Source organism: Nonomuraea sp. NPDC049309 (assembly GCF_043196965.1).
GTDB classification, from domain to species: Bacteria; Actinomycetota; Actinomycetes; order Streptosporangiales; family Streptosporangiaceae; genus Nonomuraea; species Nonomuraea fastidiosa.
The window spans coordinates 85,775-102,506 of record NZ_JBICSH010000004.1 but is presented as its reverse complement, the minus strand read 5'-3'; the positions used below and the strand labels follow the sequence as shown (position 1 = coordinate 102,506).

At 71.0% G+C, this 16,732-nt stretch carries 15 protein-coding genes; 9 read left to right on the top strand and 6 right to left on the bottom strand.

Going from position 1 to position 16,732, the window contains the following annotated elements; translation table 11 throughout:
• Nucleotides 1-134: 134 nt before the first annotated feature.
• The 4 genes from ACGFIM_RS25635 to ACGFIM_RS25620 all read left to right on the top strand — a co-directional run bounded on the left by ACGFIM_RS25635 (nt 135) and on the right by ACGFIM_RS25620 (nt 3,141).
• On the top strand, nt 135-410 hold the full coding sequence (locus ACGFIM_RS25635) for an HAD family hydrolase (protein ID WP_393204403.1): 276 nt from the start codon (nt 135-137) through the stop codon (nt 408-410).
• A 33-nt stretch (nt 411-443) separates the two neighbouring features.
• Nucleotides 444-1,397 (top strand): phosphotransferase, encoded by a 954-nt coding sequence (locus tag ACGFIM_RS25630; RefSeq protein ID WP_393204401.1) that lies wholly within the window; start codon nt 444-446, stop codon nt 1,395-1,397.
• A 151-nt stretch (nt 1,398-1,548) separates the two neighbouring features.
• On the top strand, nt 1,549-2,838 hold the full coding sequence (locus ACGFIM_RS25625; RefSeq protein ID WP_393204398.1) for a PHB depolymerase family esterase: 1,290 nt from the start codon (nt 1,549-1,551) through the stop codon (nt 2,836-2,838).
• A gap of 135 nt (nt 2,839-2,973) precedes the next feature.
• Nucleotides 2,974-3,141 (top strand): hypothetical protein, encoded by a 168-nt coding sequence (locus tag ACGFIM_RS25620; protein ID WP_364067042.1) that lies wholly within the window; start codon nt 2,974-2,976, stop codon nt 3,139-3,141.
• 129 nt (nt 3,142-3,270) lie between these two features.
• On the opposite strand, the gene ACGFIM_RS25615 is transcribed toward ACGFIM_RS25620, so the two are convergent.
• From ACGFIM_RS25615 to ACGFIM_RS25600, 4 genes are all read right to left on the bottom strand, one after another.
• A complete protein-coding gene (locus ACGFIM_RS25615; RefSeq protein ID WP_393204394.1) occupies nt 3,271-4,530 on the bottom strand; it encodes a class I SAM-dependent methyltransferase in 1,260 nt (419 codons plus the stop codon).
• A 4-nt stretch (nt 4,531-4,534) separates the two neighbouring features.
• Nucleotides 4,535-5,884 carry an FAD-binding oxidoreductase gene (locus ACGFIM_RS25610; RefSeq protein WP_393205872.1) on the bottom strand — a complete coding sequence of 450 codons (1,350 nt, stop codon included), beginning with the start codon at nt 5,882-5,884 and terminating at the stop codon, nt 4,535-4,537.
• 192 nt (nt 5,885-6,076) lie between these two features.
• Nucleotides 6,077-7,060 (bottom strand): NAD(P)-dependent oxidoreductase, encoded by a 984-nt coding sequence (locus tag ACGFIM_RS25605; protein WP_393204391.1) that lies wholly within the window; start codon nt 7,058-7,060, stop codon nt 6,077-6,079.
• Entirely contained in the window at nt 7,057-8,598 is a 1,542-nt protein-coding gene (locus ACGFIM_RS25600; protein ID WP_393204388.1) for a serine/threonine-protein kinase, read from the bottom strand. The genes ACGFIM_RS25605 and ACGFIM_RS25600 overlap by 4 nt, the downstream gene beginning before the upstream one ends.
• A 191-nt stretch (nt 8,599-8,789) precedes the next feature.
• Between ACGFIM_RS25600 and ACGFIM_RS25595 the strand changes: the two genes are divergently transcribed.
• Nucleotides 8,790-9,920 carry a CaiB/BaiF CoA transferase family protein gene (locus tag ACGFIM_RS25595; protein ID WP_393204385.1) on the top strand — a complete coding sequence of 377 codons (1,131 nt, stop codon included), beginning with the start codon at nt 8,790-8,792 and terminating at the stop codon, nt 9,918-9,920.
• Between the two features lie 3 nt (nt 9,921-9,923).
• Here the strand turns inward: ACGFIM_RS25595 and ACGFIM_RS25590 are convergent, their stop codons facing one another.
• The gene (locus ACGFIM_RS25590) at nt 9,924-11,144 is read right to left on the bottom strand and encodes an FAD-dependent monooxygenase (RefSeq protein WP_393204382.1); all 1,221 of its coding nucleotides are present in this window, start codon (nt 11,142-11,144) and stop codon (nt 9,924-9,926) included.
• A 79-nt stretch (nt 11,145-11,223) separates the two neighbouring features.
• Here ACGFIM_RS25590 and ACGFIM_RS25585 point away from each other — a divergent pair, with 79 nt between their 5' ends.
• A complete protein-coding gene (locus tag ACGFIM_RS25585; RefSeq protein WP_393204379.1) occupies nt 11,224-11,745 on the top strand; it encodes a TetR/AcrR family transcriptional regulator in 522 nt (173 codons plus the stop codon).
• Nucleotides 11,746-11,844: 99 nt separating this feature from the next.
• On the opposite strand, the gene ACGFIM_RS25580 is transcribed toward ACGFIM_RS25585, so the two are convergent.
• On the bottom strand, nt 11,845-12,297 hold the full coding sequence (locus ACGFIM_RS25580) for a GyrI-like domain-containing protein (RefSeq protein ID WP_393204376.1): 453 nt from the start codon (nt 12,295-12,297) through the stop codon (nt 11,845-11,847).
• 96 nt (nt 12,298-12,393) lie between these two features.
• On the opposite strand from ACGFIM_RS25580, the gene ACGFIM_RS25575 reads away from it, so the two are divergent.
• From ACGFIM_RS25575 to ACGFIM_RS25565, 3 genes are all read left to right on the top strand, one after another.
• Nucleotides 12,394-13,833 (top strand): GuaB1 family IMP dehydrogenase-related protein, encoded by a 1,440-nt coding sequence (locus ACGFIM_RS25575; RefSeq protein ID WP_393204373.1) that lies wholly within the window; start codon nt 12,394-12,396, stop codon nt 13,831-13,833.
• Between the two features lie 362 nt (nt 13,834-14,195).
• Complete coding sequence (locus ACGFIM_RS25570; RefSeq protein WP_393204370.1) at nt 14,196-14,570, top strand: FKBP-type peptidyl-prolyl cis-trans isomerase; 375 nt, start codon at nt 14,196-14,198, stop codon at nt 14,568-14,570.
• A gap of 573 nt (nt 14,571-15,143) precedes the next feature.
• Nucleotides 15,144-16,667 carry an ATP-dependent DNA ligase gene (locus ACGFIM_RS25565; protein ID WP_393204367.1) on the top strand — a complete coding sequence of 508 codons (1,524 nt, stop codon included), beginning with the start codon at nt 15,144-15,146 and terminating at the stop codon, nt 16,665-16,667.
• The last annotated feature ends 65 nt before the right edge of the window (nt 16,668-16,732 follow it).

The window sequence follows — 16,732 nt, the reverse complement described above, 5'->3', positions numbered from 1 at the left end:
ACCGCGCCATGCGTGCGGGGCGCCGCCCGTATGTGCGGGCGGCGCTCCGGGCGCTTCCAGGGCGCTCGACGGGGGTCGCCCTCGGGCCCGGGGACCGCGGAGTTCGCCGCGCGACACCGCCTGGGCGCGGATGCGTGGACGGCTGGGTGATCTCGGGGGTGGAGGGCGTGGCCAAGCCGGATGGCCGGCTGTTCGCCGCGGGCGCGGCCGCCTGCGGGGCGTCGCCGGACGGCGGCGGGTGGATGGTCGGCGACGACCCGGAGAAGGACATCGCGGGCGGCCGGGGCGCGGGCCTGACCACGATCTGGATCGACCACGGGCACGCCCCTCGGCCCGCCGAGGCCGATCACGCCGTCACGGACGTGCTCGCCGCCATCGAGCTGATCGAACGATCCGAACAACCGGGATGAAGGCGCAGGGCCGGTCCCGGTAGCTTGCTGGGCATGCGGGATCGGCCACAGGACTTCGATGAGGCGATGCTGCGGCCCGCGCTGAAGGCGTGGGGCGCCGATGCGACGACGCTCGAGTACGCACCCGTCGGGTTCGGCGACTACCACTGGGTGGCGCAGGGCCGGGGCGGGCCCTGGTTCGTGACCGTGGTCGACGTGCGCCGGCGGGCGTACGACGAGGTGCGGGCCGCCCTGGACACGGCGGCGGAGCTGCGCGAGCAGGCAGGGCTGGACTTCGTGGTGTCGCCGCTGCGCGACGACGAGGGCGCCACCCTGCGCAGGCTCGACAGCCGCCGCTACGCCATGAGCGTGTACCCGTACGTGGAGGGACGCCCGGGAGAGTTCGGCGACGCGCAGGACGACGCCGAGCGCGCGGCCGTGATCGACCTGCTCGCCGCGCTGCACGCCACCCCGCCGCCGCTGTCCGCCCCGCCCGCCCCGGTGCAGCCGCCGGGCCGCGCCCTGCTGGAGCGGCTGGCCTCAGGCGAGGACGGCGACCTGCCCTGGCTCGGCGGCCCCTACTCCGAGCCTGCCAGGGAGCTGGTCACGAGCCACACGGCGACGCTGCGGCGCGCGCTGGAGGAGTTCGATCTGCTGGCGGAGAAGCCGGGCGAGCCGGTGGTGACGCACGGCGAGCCCCATCCCGGCAACCTGCTGCGCTCGCGCGGCCGGCTGCTGCTGGTCGACTGGGAAACCGTGGGCCTGGCCGCCCCCGAGCGGGACCTGTGGCTGGTCGCGAAGACCGCCGAGGACCGCGCGCGGTACGCCGAGGCCACCGGCCACATCCCCGACGAGCGGCTGATGACGCTCTACCGGCTGCGCTGGGCGCTGGACGACGTGGCCGACTTCGTCCGGTGGTTCCGTGGCCCGCACGCCCGCACTCCCGACGCCGCGGTGGCCTGGCAGGGGCTCAAGGACACGCTGGAGAAGCTGGCCGGCGAGGACTGACGGCCGAAAGTTTCATAACGTTCTCGCTCTCGAGACGCTCTCGCGGCAGCTCACGGCCTCGCAGCCGGGCGGTGCGCACGAGGCCCATTGCGGCACCGAAAATTTCGGATCACACTCGCAATATTTCGGCCACAGTTGCGAGAGGATCTCGATGAAGCTGAGAGCTCGACTGGCCGGCGCCCTGATCGCCCTCGCGGCGCTCGTGGTCACCGGCCTCATCACCGCACCCCCGGCCTCCTCGGCGCAGCTCACCGAGGTGACCGGGTTCGGGACGAACCCCACCAACCTCCGCATGCACCTGTACGTTCCCGACGGCGTCCCCTCCCGTCCCGCGCTGCTGGTGGCCGTGCACTACTGCACCGGGTCGGGCCCCGCCTTCTACTCGGGCACGGAGTTCGCCCGCCTCGCCGACCAGCACAAGTTCATCGTCATCTACCCGTCGGCGACGCGCAGCGGCGCCTGCTTCGACGTCTCGTCGCCGCAGGCGCTGCGGCACGACGGCGGCAGCGACCCGGTCGGGATCGTCTCCATGGTCAGGTACGTCCAGCAGCACTACAACACCGACCCGGCCCGGACGTTCGTCACCGGCGCCTCCTCCGGCGCCATGATGACGAACGTGCTGCTGGGCGCCTACCCCGACGTGTTCGCGGCGGGGGCGGCGTTCAGCGGCGTGCCGTTCGGCTGCTTCGCCACCACCGACGGGTCGAGCTGGAACAGCGCCTGCGCCAACGGCCAGATCATCAAGACCCCGCAGGAGTGGGGCGACCTCGTACGCGCGGCCTACCCCGGCTACAGCGGCGCCCGCCCGCGCATGCAGATCTGGCACGGCACCGAGGACGACACGCTGCGCTACCCCAACTTCCAGGAGCAGATCAAGCAGTGGACCGACGTCCACGGCCTGAGCCAGACGCCCAGCTCCACCGACCAGCCGCGTTCGGGCTGGACCAGGACGCGCTACGGCGGCACCGGCACGATGGCCCCGGTCGAAGCGATCAGCGTGCAGGGCGTCGGCCACACCCTGCCGCAGAGCGGGATGGCGGCCATGGTCATCGACTTCTTCGGCCTCTCCGACGACGACCCCGGTACCGACCCGGACCCGGATCCGACGATCACGCCGGAGCCGCCGGGCGACTGCCAGGTGACGTACACGATGAACACCTGGAACACCGGCTTCACCGCCGAGGTGACGGTGACGAACACCAGCCAGTCGCCGCTGTCGTCCTGGGCGCTGGGCTTCACCCTGCCCGCGGGTCAGACGATCACGTCGGCGTGGAACGCCACGATCACGCCGGACAGCGGCCAGGTGACGGCGCGCAACGTCTCCTATAACGGATCGATAGCACCGGGCGGCTCGGCGTCGTTCGGCTTCCAGGCCACGCACAGCGGCGACACCGGCAAGCCCACCGATTTCACCCTGAACGGCACCGCCTGCTCCTCCTGACCGGCGCGGACGTGCGCAGGGCTTGGTCGCTTGTCGGTAACGACTTCTCCTTTACCGGATAACCCCCTTGCCCCGGCGCTGAGGGTAGCCATACGGTCACTTTAAGCAGTTGGGGGACAACGAAGGAGACAGCACGTGGGCAGGCACGCTAAGCCCCACAACCCGAAGGAGCAGCCACAGGAGACGCTGGAGGACGCCCAGAAGGAGCTCCCTCCGAGCCGGGGGCGGCACGCGAAAGAGCGCCACGCCAAAGACCGGCACCGCTGCACGGCGACGACGGGCGAGCAGGCCGCCGTCTCCTGACGTCACGGGGGCGTCACCGCGGCTCCCGGGCCACACGGCCCGGGAGCCGTCCTGCGATCGGGGCCATGAACCGGATCAGCGCCGGGCGCGCGGCCGGCACGCCCGGCGCCATGCCGGTTCACATCAGGATCAGGGCCAGTCGCGGGCGGGGCGCAGCGGCACGCCGGAGCGGCCGTTCTCGTCGAGCTTGACCCCGAGCACCTGGTGCAGCTGCACCTTGTTGCGCTCGAACCCGACGATGCAGCCGGCCATGTAGAGCGCCCACACGCGGGCGGTGCCCATGCCGACCTCCTCGACCGCGTCGTCCCAGTTCGCGTCAAGGTTGTCGCACCAGTGGCGCAGCGTCTTGGCGTAGTGCTCGCGGAGGTTCTCCTGGTGGCGGATCTCGAAGCCGAGGTCCTCCATCTGCCGGATCAGCCAGCCCACCGACTCCAGCTCGCCGTCGGGGAAGACGTAGCGGTTGATGAAGCCGCCCTTGTTGATCGCCTTCTCCTTGCCGGTGGGCCGGGTGATGCAGTGGTTGAGCAGGCGGCCGCCCGGCTTGAGCTTGCCGTACAGGAACTCGAAGTAACGCGGCACGTTCGCCTTGCCGATGTGCTCGGTCAGGCCGATCGAGCTGACCGCGTCGAAGCCGGTCTCCTGGACGTCGCGGTAGTCCATGTGGCGGACCTCGGCGAGGTCCTGCAGCCCCGCGTCGGCGATGGCCTTCTGCGCCCACTCGGCCTGCTGGCGGCTCAGCGTGACGCCGAGCGCCTTGACGCCGTAGTGCTTGGCGGCGTGCATGACCATGCCGCCCCAGCCGCAGCCGACGTCCAGCAGGCGCATGCCCGGCTCGAGCCCGAGCTTGCGCGCCACCAGGTCGAACTTCGCGAACTGGGCCTCCTCCAGCGTGGCGTCCTCGCTCGGGAAGCAGGCGCAGGTGTAGGCCATGGACGGGCCGAGCACCCACTCGTAGAAGCGGTTGGAGACGTCGTAGTGGTGGTGGATGACCTCCGCGTCACGCTGCTTGGCGTGCCGGGAACCGAGCCTGGCCAGCGTGCTCTGCCGCATCTCCTGCGGAGGCGGCGGCACCCGCATGAGCAGCGGCTTGATGCCCAGCGAGCGGACGGCGGCGATCTTCTCGGCGGTCGTCAGGTCGTTGGTGGTGATGTTCCACATCCGGTCCAGCAGCGTGTACATGTCGCCCTGGACGTCGATGTGCCCCGAGATGTACGCCCTCGCCAGGCCCAGCTCGCCCGGCGCGTGCGCCAGGTGCGCCACCGCGATCGGCGACTTGACCTCGATGGCCAGGTCGGCGCCGTCGGGCCCGGCCTTGCTGCCGTCGTAGGCCGTGAACGCGATGTTCGCCTCAGGGCCGACGATCTTCTCAAAGATGGTTGCCAGAGCCATCTGCTCACCTTCCCCGCACACACTTTTCGTACAGGTCGAGCAGGCGTCCGTTGGGGTCGTATGCCTGCTTGACCGGCCAATAGGCGTCGCCGTTGTACAGCTGCCAGAACTGCTCACGCGCGTAGTACGAGGTCGAGTAGAGCGACTTGTGGCCGTCGAGATCGTGCACGGAACGCTCGATGAGCCGGTTGTAGTAACCGTCGAACTGGCCCTTTGGCAGCGGCACCATTCCCCAGAATCCGAAGTTGACGTAGAGCTTGCCCGGCTCGAGCGGGTAGAGGGGCCACCGTGACCCGGCGCGCAGCGGGCACATCCACACGGGAGTCATGCCCACCTTCTCGTGGAAGAACTCCAGGAATTCGGCCCCGCGCTCGACGGGCGTCTCGACGTCCTGAATGACCGATTCGCTCACCGGCTTGCCGCGCCAGCGGTCGATGCGGGCGGTCAGGCCGAACTTCCTGTCCAGCGCGACCAGGCGGCGGTAGACGTCGGAGCGCATCCAGCGGCGCGGCATGAGCGAGCGCACCACCGGCTTCTGCACGCCGAACGCGCGCGAGCACCAGAACCAGTCGGTGTCCCAGCGCCACAGGTAGTCGCGGATCGTCAGCCAGTCGCGGCTGCGCTGCCTGATCGACTGGTAGTAGATGCGCATGCCGGTGTAGTCGGAGACGTAAGGGGCGCGCTCGGCGAAGCGGCCGAGCGTGATGTACATCTCGCCGGGAGAGAAGTAGACGCCGTCGACGAAGTCGACGCTCTCGCCCTCGTACACCATGCTGTCGCAGATCTCCTGCATGGCCAGCATGCACTTGCCCGCGTCGGTGAACCTGACGTGGGTGAGGTGCACGTACGGCTGCACCTTGCGCAACTTGATCCTGATGCGCAGCGCGTAGCCCAGCGTCCCGTAGGAGTTGGGGAAGGCGCGGAACAGCTCGCGGTGCTCGTTGTCGTCGCGGGCGACGACGATGCGACCGTCGCCGGTGAGGATCTCCAGCTCCTCGACCGACTCGTGGGGCAGGCCGTCCCTGAAGCTCGTGGACTCGATGCCGAGCCCGGTCACGGCGCCGCCCAGCGTGATCGTCTTGAGCTGCGGCACCACGTACGGCATGAGCCCGTACGGCAGCGTGGCGTCCACCAGGTGCTCGTAGGTGGTCATGCCCTGCACCTCGGCGGTCAGCGTCTCGGGATCGACGCTGATGACCTCGTCGAGGTCCTTGGCCGAGAGCTTGGCCGTCCTGCCGCCGTCGCGGAACCTGAAGAGGTTGGACGTCGCCTTGGCCAGCCGGGGCGCCGCGTCGCCCGGGATCTCGGCGTACGACTGCCGGATCTGCTCTACTGCCCGTCGGTGTGTCGACATCGTCGTCGTCACGGCCCCTCCTCCGTCGGTGCCGTGCCGGCGCCGCGCCCTCCAGGCACGCGTCGCTCGTTCACGTAGCACCCCCTTGAGCTGGTAGAGATCGTCCGTAGCACGGTATCTCCACCCGCCCGGCCCGAACAGACCGGGGTGCGTTAAAGACACGAAAACACTTCATCGTGCCAGGTGAATCACCTAATTGGTAGGTGATTGCGGAAGTTTTCGCGAGATCACCGGGTGGACGCCGTTCAGCACGCCGTCCACCTCGCGGCCCTCGACGGCGGCGGTGAGATTGCCGAGGGTGACGGTGAGCAGGCGGCCGGTCGACTCGGCGGTCACGCCGGCCACGTGCGGGGAGAGCAGCACGTTCGGCAGCTCGCGCAGCGGGTCGCCGGGCGGCAGCGGCTCGACGTCGAACACGTCGAGCGCGGCGCCGCCGAGCCTGCCCTCGCTCAGGGCCGCCACCAGCGCCTTCTGGTCCACCACGCCGCCTCGTGCCGCGTTGACGAGCAGCGCGCCCTGCTTCATGCGGCCGGGGTCGATGAGGCCGCGGGTCTCCTCCGACAGCGCGATCGCGACGACCACGACGTCGGAGGCGGACACGAGCGTGCCGAGGTCGGTGAAGCCGGGGTCCTCGCGCGGCGTGCGGGTCCAGTAGGACACCTCGCAGCCGAGCGCGCGGAACATCGCGGCGCAGCCGGCGCCGATCGGGCCGTAGCCGACCACGCCGACGCGCCGTCCGCGCAGCTCGCGCGGCTGCAGGCTCTGCTGCGGCCACTTTCCCGCGCGTACGGCGGCGTCGGCCTCGCCCAGCTTGCGCAGCAGCGCCAGCGTGGCCGCCAGGCACCATTCCGCGACCGCCACGGCGCTGACGCCCGGCGTGTTGGCCAGCGGCACCCCGGCCGCCGCCAGCGCGTCGAGGTCATGGCCGTCGACGCCGACCGACGGCTGCTGCACGAAGGCGAGACGCGGCGCCGCCTCGACGGCCTCGGCGTCCATGACGAGCTCGCCGGTCCAGTCGCCCAGCACGATCTCCGCCTCCGGCAGCGCGGCGAGCAGCGCCGCGCGGTCGCGGGATGCGGGCACCCTGACCTCCACCCGGTCGCCGAGCGGCGCGAGCAGGCCGCGGAGCAGCTCTTCGGGAAGCGGAGGCAGGGCCAGCAGGTTCCAGGGGGTCATGCCCCCACAGTAAAGCTGCCGATCACCCGCTGCATCAGCGCTCTGTTGCGCAGCCACTGGTCCTCGGCGACCGTCCACGACAGCACGTACGCGGCGTCGTCGCTCGGCACGGCCCTGCGGATCTCGTGGTAGCGCATGCCGGGGCGGACCCAGGGGGAGTCGTTCTGCTCGCCCGCGATCCAGGTGAACTCCCACTCCACGGCCTTGACGCCCTTGTGCATGACCGTCCGCTGCCCGCGGTTGACCACCGTGCGCGCGTTCTGCCGGAACACCTCCTGTGCGTCGCGGATGAGCTCGTGGGGGTCGAGCCGCCCGTAGACGGCCTCCACGCCGAGGTGGGCGTTGCGGTCGCGGCGGGTCCACTCGGTGTACGCCTCGCCGAGCGCACCCCGCCAGCCGATGGGCCGCAGGATGGCCCAGCCGTCGCGCGACTTCCACACCCGTACGAGCGGGGCGCGCCTGGTCGCGCTGGGCGTGGGGGTCGGCGTCGCGCTCGTCTGCGCCACCGTGGGCGTGGCCGACGGCGTGATGGGCTTGGTCGCCGCGGCCGGCTGCGTGGTGGCGCGCGGCGTGCCCTCGGCGGGCGATGCCGTCCTGAAGTACGCGACCGCGCCGCCCGTCAGCACCAGCACCACCGTCGCCGCGGCGGCGAGCAGGGCGCGGCCGCGACCACCGCTCTTGCGGTCGGGATCGTCGTAGTCCACGGGCGCCGGCTTGGCCGCGATGATGGCCTGCAGCAGCCGGTCGGCCTCGTCGGCGTCCACCCGGTCCTCGGGCTCCTTCTGCAGCAGGCCCTTGAGGATCGGGTGCATGATCGGCGGGATGCGCCGGTAGTCGGGCTCCTCGGTGAGGAGCGCGTTGAGCGTGGACATCGCGTCGCCGCGGTCGAAGGGCGAGCGGCCGACCATGCAGGCGTACAGCGTGGCGCCCAGCGACCACAGGTCGGAGGCCGGGCCCGCGTTCTCGGCGCGCACCCGCTCCGGCGCGAGGAAGCTCGGCGAGCCCGTCACCATGCCGGTGCTGGTCAGCGAGGCGTCGCCTTCGACGGTCGCGATGCCGAAGTCCATGAGCACCGCGCGGCCGTCCTTCTCCGACCACAGGATGTTGCTGGGCTTGACGTCGCGGTGCAGGATGCCCGCCTCATGGGCGGCGCGCAGCGCCGACAGCACCTGGCGGCCCAGGCTCGCCGCCTCCCGCACCGGGAGCGCACCCGTGGTGAGCACGACCTCCTCCACCGACGGGTGGCTGACCAGCTCCATCACGATCCACGGCCGGCCGCCCTCCTCGACCACGTCGTAGATGGCGACGACGTTGGGATGGTTGAGCTTGGCCGCCGTACGGGCCTCGCGAGCGGTCCGCAGGAGCTGGCGTTCCTTGTCGGCCGGTGACAGGCTGTCCGGCAGCAGCACCTCTTTGATGGCCACCTGCCGGTTGAGCAGCGTGTCGCGGCCTTCCCAGACCACACCCATCCCGCCGCGGCCCAGTTCGCGCAGTAACTGGTAGCGCCCTGCGATGAGCCGGTTGCTCTCCGAAACCATGTCCTACCCCTGTAGCGGCGCGCGTGCGCCTGCTGCAGGCAGCCGCCATCGACGGCCGCCTGTAGACCACCCGAACAGTGGGCAAGTTTCCCATACCTGCCCGGACTTCGCGGGGAGGTCGGCAAGGCCGCTTGCAGAAGATCACCGAATGTTGTTCTACTTGGTCAGATGTCCCGACCAAGGAGAGGCTGATGCCCGAGACTAGCCGAGGTCCGCTGACCGGCGTGCGCGTGCTGGAGCTCGCCGGGCTCGCTCCAGGACCGTTCGCCGGCATGATGCTCGCCGACCACGGCGCCGACGTGCTGCGCGTCGACCGGGTCGGCGCCGTGCGCGACGCTCCCCGCAGAGACGTCATGGACCGCGGCAAGCACACGATCGGGCTCGATCTGAAGTCGCCCGAGGGCGTGGCCGCGTTCAAGGAGCTGGCGAAGAACGCCGACGTGGTGATCGAGGTCTTCCGGCCCGGCGTCGCCGAACGGCTCGGCATCGGCCCCGAGGACCTGCACGCGGTCAACGAACGGCTGATCTACGGCCGGATGACCGGCTGGGGCCAGGACGGCCCGCTCGCCCCGACCGCCGGGCACGACATCGACTACATCGCGATCTCCGGCGTGCTGTCGATGCTCGGCCGCGCGGGCGGCAAGCCGACCCCGCCGATCAACACCCTCGGCGACTTCGCCGGCGGCGGCCTCATGCTCGCCTACGGCGTGCTGCTCGCCCTGTACGAGCGGGAGCGCACCGGCAAGGGCCGGGTGATCGACGCGGCCATGGTGGACGGCGCCGCCGTGCTGTTCGCCATGTTCTACCAGGCCGTCCAGAGCGGCGCCTGGGGGCCGCGCGGCACCAACCTGCTCGACACCGGGGCCCCGCAGTACGACACGTACGAGACCGCCGACGGGCAGTACCTCGCCGTCGGCGCGCTCGAGCCGAAGTTCTGGGCCGAGCTGCTGCGCCGCATGGGCCTGGACGGCGACTCCGACCTCCCCGACAGGGACGACCCCGCTCAGTGGCCGGCCCTACGCGACCGGCTGGCGCAGGAGTTCCGCAAGCGCACCCGCGCCGAGTGGGAGGAGGTCTTCGACGGCTCCGACGCCTGCGTCTCGCCCGTGCTGTCGATGGCCGAGGCGGCCGCGCACCCGCACAACGTCGCGCGCGGCTCGTTCACCGACGTCGGCGGCGTCGTCCAGCCGATGCCCGCGCCGCGCCTGCTCGGCGTCCCGGCCCCCGACCTGTCCCCCGCCACCCGCCTTGAGGACCTGTCCGGCTGGGGGCTCTCGGCCGAGCAGGCGGCCAAGCTCCGCGAACAGGGGGTGCTCGCCTGATCGTCAGCCGGAGTGCTCGCGGGCGGCGGGCGCGTAGCCCTTGAGCGCGATCGTCTCGTGCAGCCGCGCGCTCTTGCCGCCCAGCCGGGCCGCGGCCCTGGTGACGGCCGTGGGCAGCAGATCGGCCAGGCGCGCCGCGCGGGCGAGCGCCCACAGGTCGAACCGGCCCTGCGGGACCAGCCGCCGGGCCGCGCCGACGGCGAACGCGCGGCTCTGCAGTGCGTAGGGGGCGATCTCCGCCTCGTACGCCGGATAGGCCCGCGCGTGGTCGCCCCCGTACGCGGCCAGCTCCCCCGCCAGCACGTACGCCCCCACGACGGCCAGGCTGGTGCTGCCGCCGACCGCGGGACCGGGGCAGTAGCCGGCGTCGCCCACGAGCGTCACCCGCCCGCGCGACCACGTGCCGAGGTGGAGCTGGGTGATCGAGTCGAAGTAGAAGGCGCTCGCGCGCCCGGCCTCCTCCAGCAGCCTCGGCACCTCCCAGCCGGCGTCCGCGAAGCGCTCGCGCAGCAGCTCCTTCTGCCGCTCCGTGTCGCGGTGGTGGTAGTCGAGCGGCTCCGGCGTCCTGAACATGAACACCGCCCGCGCGTCGGGCATGCGCGCCGCGCCGTAGACGCCCGCCATCCTGCCGATGCCCGCGAAGACCTCCATGTGGCCGTCGAGGTCCAGGTAGTTGGGGATCGAGGCGACGGCCAGGTAGGCGCCGATCCACCTCGTGTAGCGCTCCTCGGGGCCGAAGACCAGGCGGCGCACGTTGGAGTGCAGGCCGTCGGCGCCGATCACCAGGTCGTACCGCTCGGGCCTGCCGCGTTCGAACGTCACCTCGCCGCTCTCGGAGATCGAGGTGATGGAGTCGCCGAAGACGTACTCGGCGTCGTGTCGGGTGGCCTCGTAGAAGATCTCGCTGAGGTCGTCCCGCATGATCTCGACGTGCCGGTCCGAGAACGCGTCCACGATGCTGCTGATCCTCACCCCGACCGGGCGCCGGCCGCCCTCGACGTGCAGCGTGAGCCGTTCCGTGCCGGTCTTGGCGGCGAGCACCCGATCCAGCACGCCCATCCGCTCCACGATCTCCAGGGCGGGCCGGAACAGGTCGACGGCGTGGCCGCCCGCCTTGCGCAGTGCCGGGGCGCGTTCGACGACGGTGACGGTGAAGCCGTGGCGGACGAGCCAGTACGCGAGGACGGGCCCCGAGATGCTCGCGCCCGAGATGAGGACCCTCATGACATCTCCTTACCTATCGTTAAGTAAGGACGCTAGCACGAGGACTGACTTAACGGTAGGTAAGGAGTAATCTTGGTTCATGCCCAGTGACACCAAGGCGCGCATCCAGGCGGTCGCCCGCGAGCTGTTCGTGCAGCAGGGCGTGCAGAACACCAGCCTGCGCCAGATCTCCGAACGCCTGGGCATCACCAAGCCCGCGCTGTACTACCACTTCTCATCGCGCGACGACCTGGTCCGCAGCATCGTCCGGCCGATGATCGACGACATGGAGCGGTTCGTACGCGACCTCGCCCCCCGCTACACGCCGCACGAGCTGCTCGACGCCTACTTCGACATGATCTGGCGGCACCGCGACGTCATCGTGATGATGGTCCGCGAGCTGTCCACCCTGAGCCAGCTCGACCTCGGCACGCGCATGTTCGAGTGGCGGCGCGAGCTGATCGTCATGTTGATGGGCGGCGACCCCACACAGGCCCAGCACATCAGGGCCACGGTGGCGCTGGGAGGGCTGTCCGACTGCGCGGTCGAATACGCCCACCTGCCGCTGGAAGAGGTCAAGCCGGCGGCCGTCGAGGCGGCGGCCGCCGCGCTCGGTCTCTGAACCCCGTCCTCGGTCGGACGGGATGCGGTCCCGTCAGACCGCTGTGCACCCCCGGATCCGATCCGCCGGACCGCGATGCACCGATGGAGATCCGTTCCTTCAGATCGCGATGTACAGATCCACGCCCTCGGGGTGATGCACCTCGAGATCCGTGGTGAAGGCGCGCGCCGGAGCGCCGCCCGACTCGGTGTGCTTCCACACCTGCTGCCAGGTGTCGATCAACGCCTGCGGCATCGGCCCACGCACCTCGATCTTCATCGCCTGCCCGGCCGGCACGCGGACCGCGACCATGCCCTCCGGCAGGCGCGGAACCGTGCGCACACCCGTACCGACGATCTTCGTGAAAGCCCCGTGGTGATCGCTCTCGAAGTCGGTGATCACCACGTACAGGTTCTCGTCCACCCGGCCCGGCACGTGGGCGAAGGCCCCAGGAGCGCCCGCCCGCCGCCAGACCGCCGGCAGTTTGGCACGCGCCGGATCCATTTCGTCGGCATTGGTGGTGCGAACGACGTAGCCGACAACGATCAGCTCGGCCCTTTCCGTGACGTTCACAGACCCTCCCTCCCCCAAAAGTGTCCGGGCCGATCATAAGGCCCCCGGAAAGGGGGAAAACCCCTGTTGACCAGTCAGCACATAAGATGGATGAACGTGAGATTTCTCAACGACCTCGAGCCCCATTACGACCTGACCTATAGCGACGTGTTCATGGTGCCGTCGCGTTCCGCGGTCGGTTCGCGGCTCGCTGTCGACCTCTCGACGAACGACGGCACGGGCACCACCATCCCCATCGTCGTGGCCAACATGACCGCGGTCGCCGGCCGGCGCATGGCCGAAACCGTGGCACGGCGGGGCGGCATCGCCGTCATCCCGCAGGACATCCCCCTCGACGTCGTCGCCAACGTGGTCGACTGGGTCAAAAAGCGCGACCTCGTCCACGACACACCGCTCACCCTCACCCCGCACGCCACCGTCGGCGAGGCCCTGCAGCTGCTGCCCAAGCGGGCGCACGGTGCGGTCATCGTGGTCGACTGGGAGAACCGCCCCGTCGGCGTCGTCACCGAGGCCGACTGCCAGGGCGTCGACATGTTCACCCAGCTCTCCCAGGTCATGTCGAGCGAGTTGCTCACGCTGCCCGCCGGGCTCGACCCGCGCACCGCGTTCGAGCGGCTGCACGAGGGCCGCCACCGCCTCGCGCCCATCGTCGACGGCGACGGGGGGCTGGTCGGCATCCTCACCCGTACCGGCGCGCTGCGCGCCACCCTCTACCAGCCCGCCGTCGACGCCCATAACCGGCTGCGCATCGCCGCCGCCGTCGGCGTCAACGGTGACGTCGCCGCCAAGGCCAAAGAACTCCTCGACGCCGGCATCGACTGCCTGGTCGTCGACACCGCGCACGGCCACCAGGAGAAGATGATCTCCGCCCTGCGCGCCGTCAGAGCCCTCGACCCCGGCGTGCCGGTCGCGGCCGGCAACGTCGTCACCGCCGGCGGCGTACGCGACCTGATCGACGCCGGAGCCGACATCGTCAAGGTCGGCGTCGGGCCCGGCGCCATGTGCACCACCCGCATGATGACCGGCGTCGGCCGGCCGCAGTTCTCCGCCGTGCTCGAATGCGCCGCCGAGGCCCGCAGGCTCGGGCGGCACGCGTGGGCCGACGGCGGCGTGCGGCACCCCCGCGACGTGGCGCTCGCCCTGGCCGCCGGCGCCTCCAACGTGATGATCGGCTCCTGGTTCGCCGGCACGTACGAGTCGCCCGGCGACACCCACACCGACGCCAACGGCCGCAAGTACAAGGAGAACTTCGGCATGGCCTCCGCGCGCGCCGTCCGGCTGCGGACCGCCGACGACACCCCCTTCGAACGGGCCAGGAAGGCGCTGTTCGAGGAGGGCATCTCCACCTCGCGCATGTACCTCGACCCCAAGCGGCCCAGCGTCGAGGACCAGATCGACTCCATCGTGGCCGGGCTGCGGTCGGCGTGCACGTACGCGGGGGCGTCCAACCTGGAAGAGTTCCACGAACGGGCCGTGGTCGGCATCCAGAGCACGTCCGGGTACGCCGAGGGCATGCCGCTGCACCAGAGCTGGTGAACCTCCAGGGTCCCCGGTGACCGCGGGAACCCGGTGACGTCCGGGACGTGGCGACGCTCGGGGACCTGGCGGTCGTCCGGGGGCCTGGCGCCGTCCGGAGCCTGACGATCGCCCGGAGCCTGACGATCGTCCGGAGCCTGACGATCGTCCGGGACCATGGCGGTGTCCGGGACCTGACGATCGTCCGGGGGCCTGGCGCCGTCCGGGACCTGACGATCGTCCGGGACCTGTGGTGTCCGGGCCGCGAGGCGTCCGGCGTCCATGATCGGGAGGCGTCCGGGGAGCGGGTGGCTCTGCACGACCGTGCCGCGCCACCGCATAGAGTCGTCGGGTCCGTGTTCAACGACAACAGGAGCCTATTCGTGGCACTCGAAAAGCCCGAGATCGACTTCCCCGGTGGCAACCCGCCCGCCGACCTCGAAATCGAGGACATCACCGTCGGCGACGGCCCCGAGGCGAAGGCCGGCCAGCAGGTACGCGTCCACTACGTGGGCGTCTCGTTCTCGTCCGGGGAGGAGTTCGACGCGTCGTGGAACCGCGGCCAGCCGTTCGAGTTCCCGCTGGGCGCCGGCCGCGTCATCAGCGGCTGGGACCGGGGCGTCGTGGGCATGAAGGTGGGCGGCCGCCGCAAGCTGGTCATCCCGCCGCACCTCGGCTACGGCACCCGCGGCGCTCCGCCGCGCATCAAGCCGAACGAGACGCTCATCTTCGTCGTCGACCTGCTCGACGTGAACTGACACCCGCCTGAGCCGGGGCGCCCTCACCCCAAGGACGCCCCGGCCCGCACAGCCCCAGCACACACCCCGCACCTGCCCGCGGCCCACCGCCCTCACTGCGCACCCGACCCCCTCCCCTGCGCGTCCGCTCTGGTCGCGCATCTGCACTTCTCGCGCCCCAGCCCGGCTGCGCACCTACTCCCACGGGCTGATCTCCCGGGCACTGGGCCTTCCAGCGCTCTGCATCGGACCACGCGCGCCCACGACTCCGTCCCGCCCGGGCCCTTGCCCCGTCACCGACACCGGTCTCGCCGCTGACGCTCTCCGTGGCGGCGTCCGCGCCCCGCTCGCACGTACACGACGCCGCCCTCGCCCGCCCACGGCACCCCGTATCCACCCACCCTCCCCTTGCATTTCCCCCGCGCACAGGAAGCGGAGTAGCACGGAAACGGAGTATTAACGCCCCAACCCCCGACCAGACCCCTTTTTCAGCACAGCACCACATCCATGCCCTTTGCCCGCTTTACCGACACACTCTGCAGTTATGCCGATATCAGGTGGGGAAATGTCACCTTCGTGAGGCACCATAGGCGTGTGCTTCTGATCGACGTGGTCCGGGTTTCCGAGGCGGTGGCGCGCACATCCGCCCGACTAGGCAAGATCGGCCACTTGGCGGAGCTGCTGGGCCGGGTCGGCCCGGACGAGGCGGAGATCGCCATCTCGTACCTGTCGGGCGAGCTGCCCCAGCGCCAGGTGGGCGTGGGCTGGCGCACGCTGGAGGAGATCCCGCAGCCCAAGCTGGCCGCCACCGCCACGCTGACGTCGGTCGACGCGCTGCTCAGCCGGATCAAGGCGGTGTCGGGCCAGGGTTCGCAGGCGGCGCGCAAGGCGCTGGTGGCCGAGCTGTTCGCGGGGCTGACGAGCCAGGAGCAGCAGTTCATGCGGCGGCTGCTGTTCGGGGAGCTGCGGCAGGGGGCGCTCGACGGCGTCATGATCGAAGCGGTGGCCAAGGCGTCGGGTGCGCCGTCGGCCGACGTACGCCGGGCACTGACCCTGCGCGGCTCGCTGCCCGCCGTCGGTGCGGCGGCGTTGAGCGGCGGGGTGGAGGCGCTGCGTGCGTTCCGGCTGGAGGTGGGGCGGGCGGTCTCTCCGATGCTGGCGGGCAGCGCCCCCAATGTCGCCGCCGCCCTGGACAAGGCCGGCGCCCCGGCCGCGCTGGAGTGGAAGCTCGACGGCATCCGCGTGCAGGCCCACCGCTCCGGCGCGGAGGTTCGGGTCTTCACCCGTACGCTCGACGACATCACCCCGCAGGTCCCGGAGCTGGTCGAGGCGGTCCTGGAGATGCCGTCCGGCGACCTCGTCCTCGACGGCGAGGTGATCGCCCTGCGCCCGGACGGCCGCCCGCATCCGTTCCAGGTGACCTCCGCCCGCGTCTCCTCCAAGACCAACGTCGCCCAGCTGCGCGAGCGCACGCCGCTGAGCGTGTTCTTCTTCGACGCGCTGCGCGTCGACGGCGCCGACCTGCTCGATCTTCCCTATTCGCAGCGCCAGGAGGCCCTGGCCGGTACGGTGCCACCGGCTTTGCTGACCCCGCGCCTGGTGACGGCGGACGTGGCGGAGGCGGAGAAGTTCTTCACCGACGTGGTCAAGGCGGGGCATGAAGGGCTCGTGGTCAAGTCGCTCGGCTCGCCGTACGCGGCCGGGCGGCGCGGCGCGGGCTGGATCAAGGTCAAGCCCCGCCACACGCTCGACCTGGTGGTCCTGGCCGCCGAATGGGGCCACGGCCGCCGCGAGGGCAAGCTCTCCAACCTCCACCTGGGCGCCCGCGACCCGGAGGGCGGGTTCGTGATGCTCGGCAAGACGTTCAAGGGGCTCACGGACGAGCTGCTCGCCTGGCAGACCGAGCGCTTCCTGGAGCTCGCCGAGGGGCCCACCGACTCGTGGACCGTACGGCTGCGTCCCGAGCTGGTCGTGGAGATCGCGTTCGACGGCGTGCAGCGCTCGCCCCGCTACCCCGGCGGCATGGCCCTCCGCTTCGCCCGTGTCCTGCGTTACCGCCCGGACAAACGCCCCGAGGAAGCCGACACCGTCGACACGGTCCGCTCCCTCCTCCTCTGAACACGCGGGGGACCCTCGTCAGCGCCACGCTCCAGGACCGGCCCGTCGAGTGCGGAACGCACTTC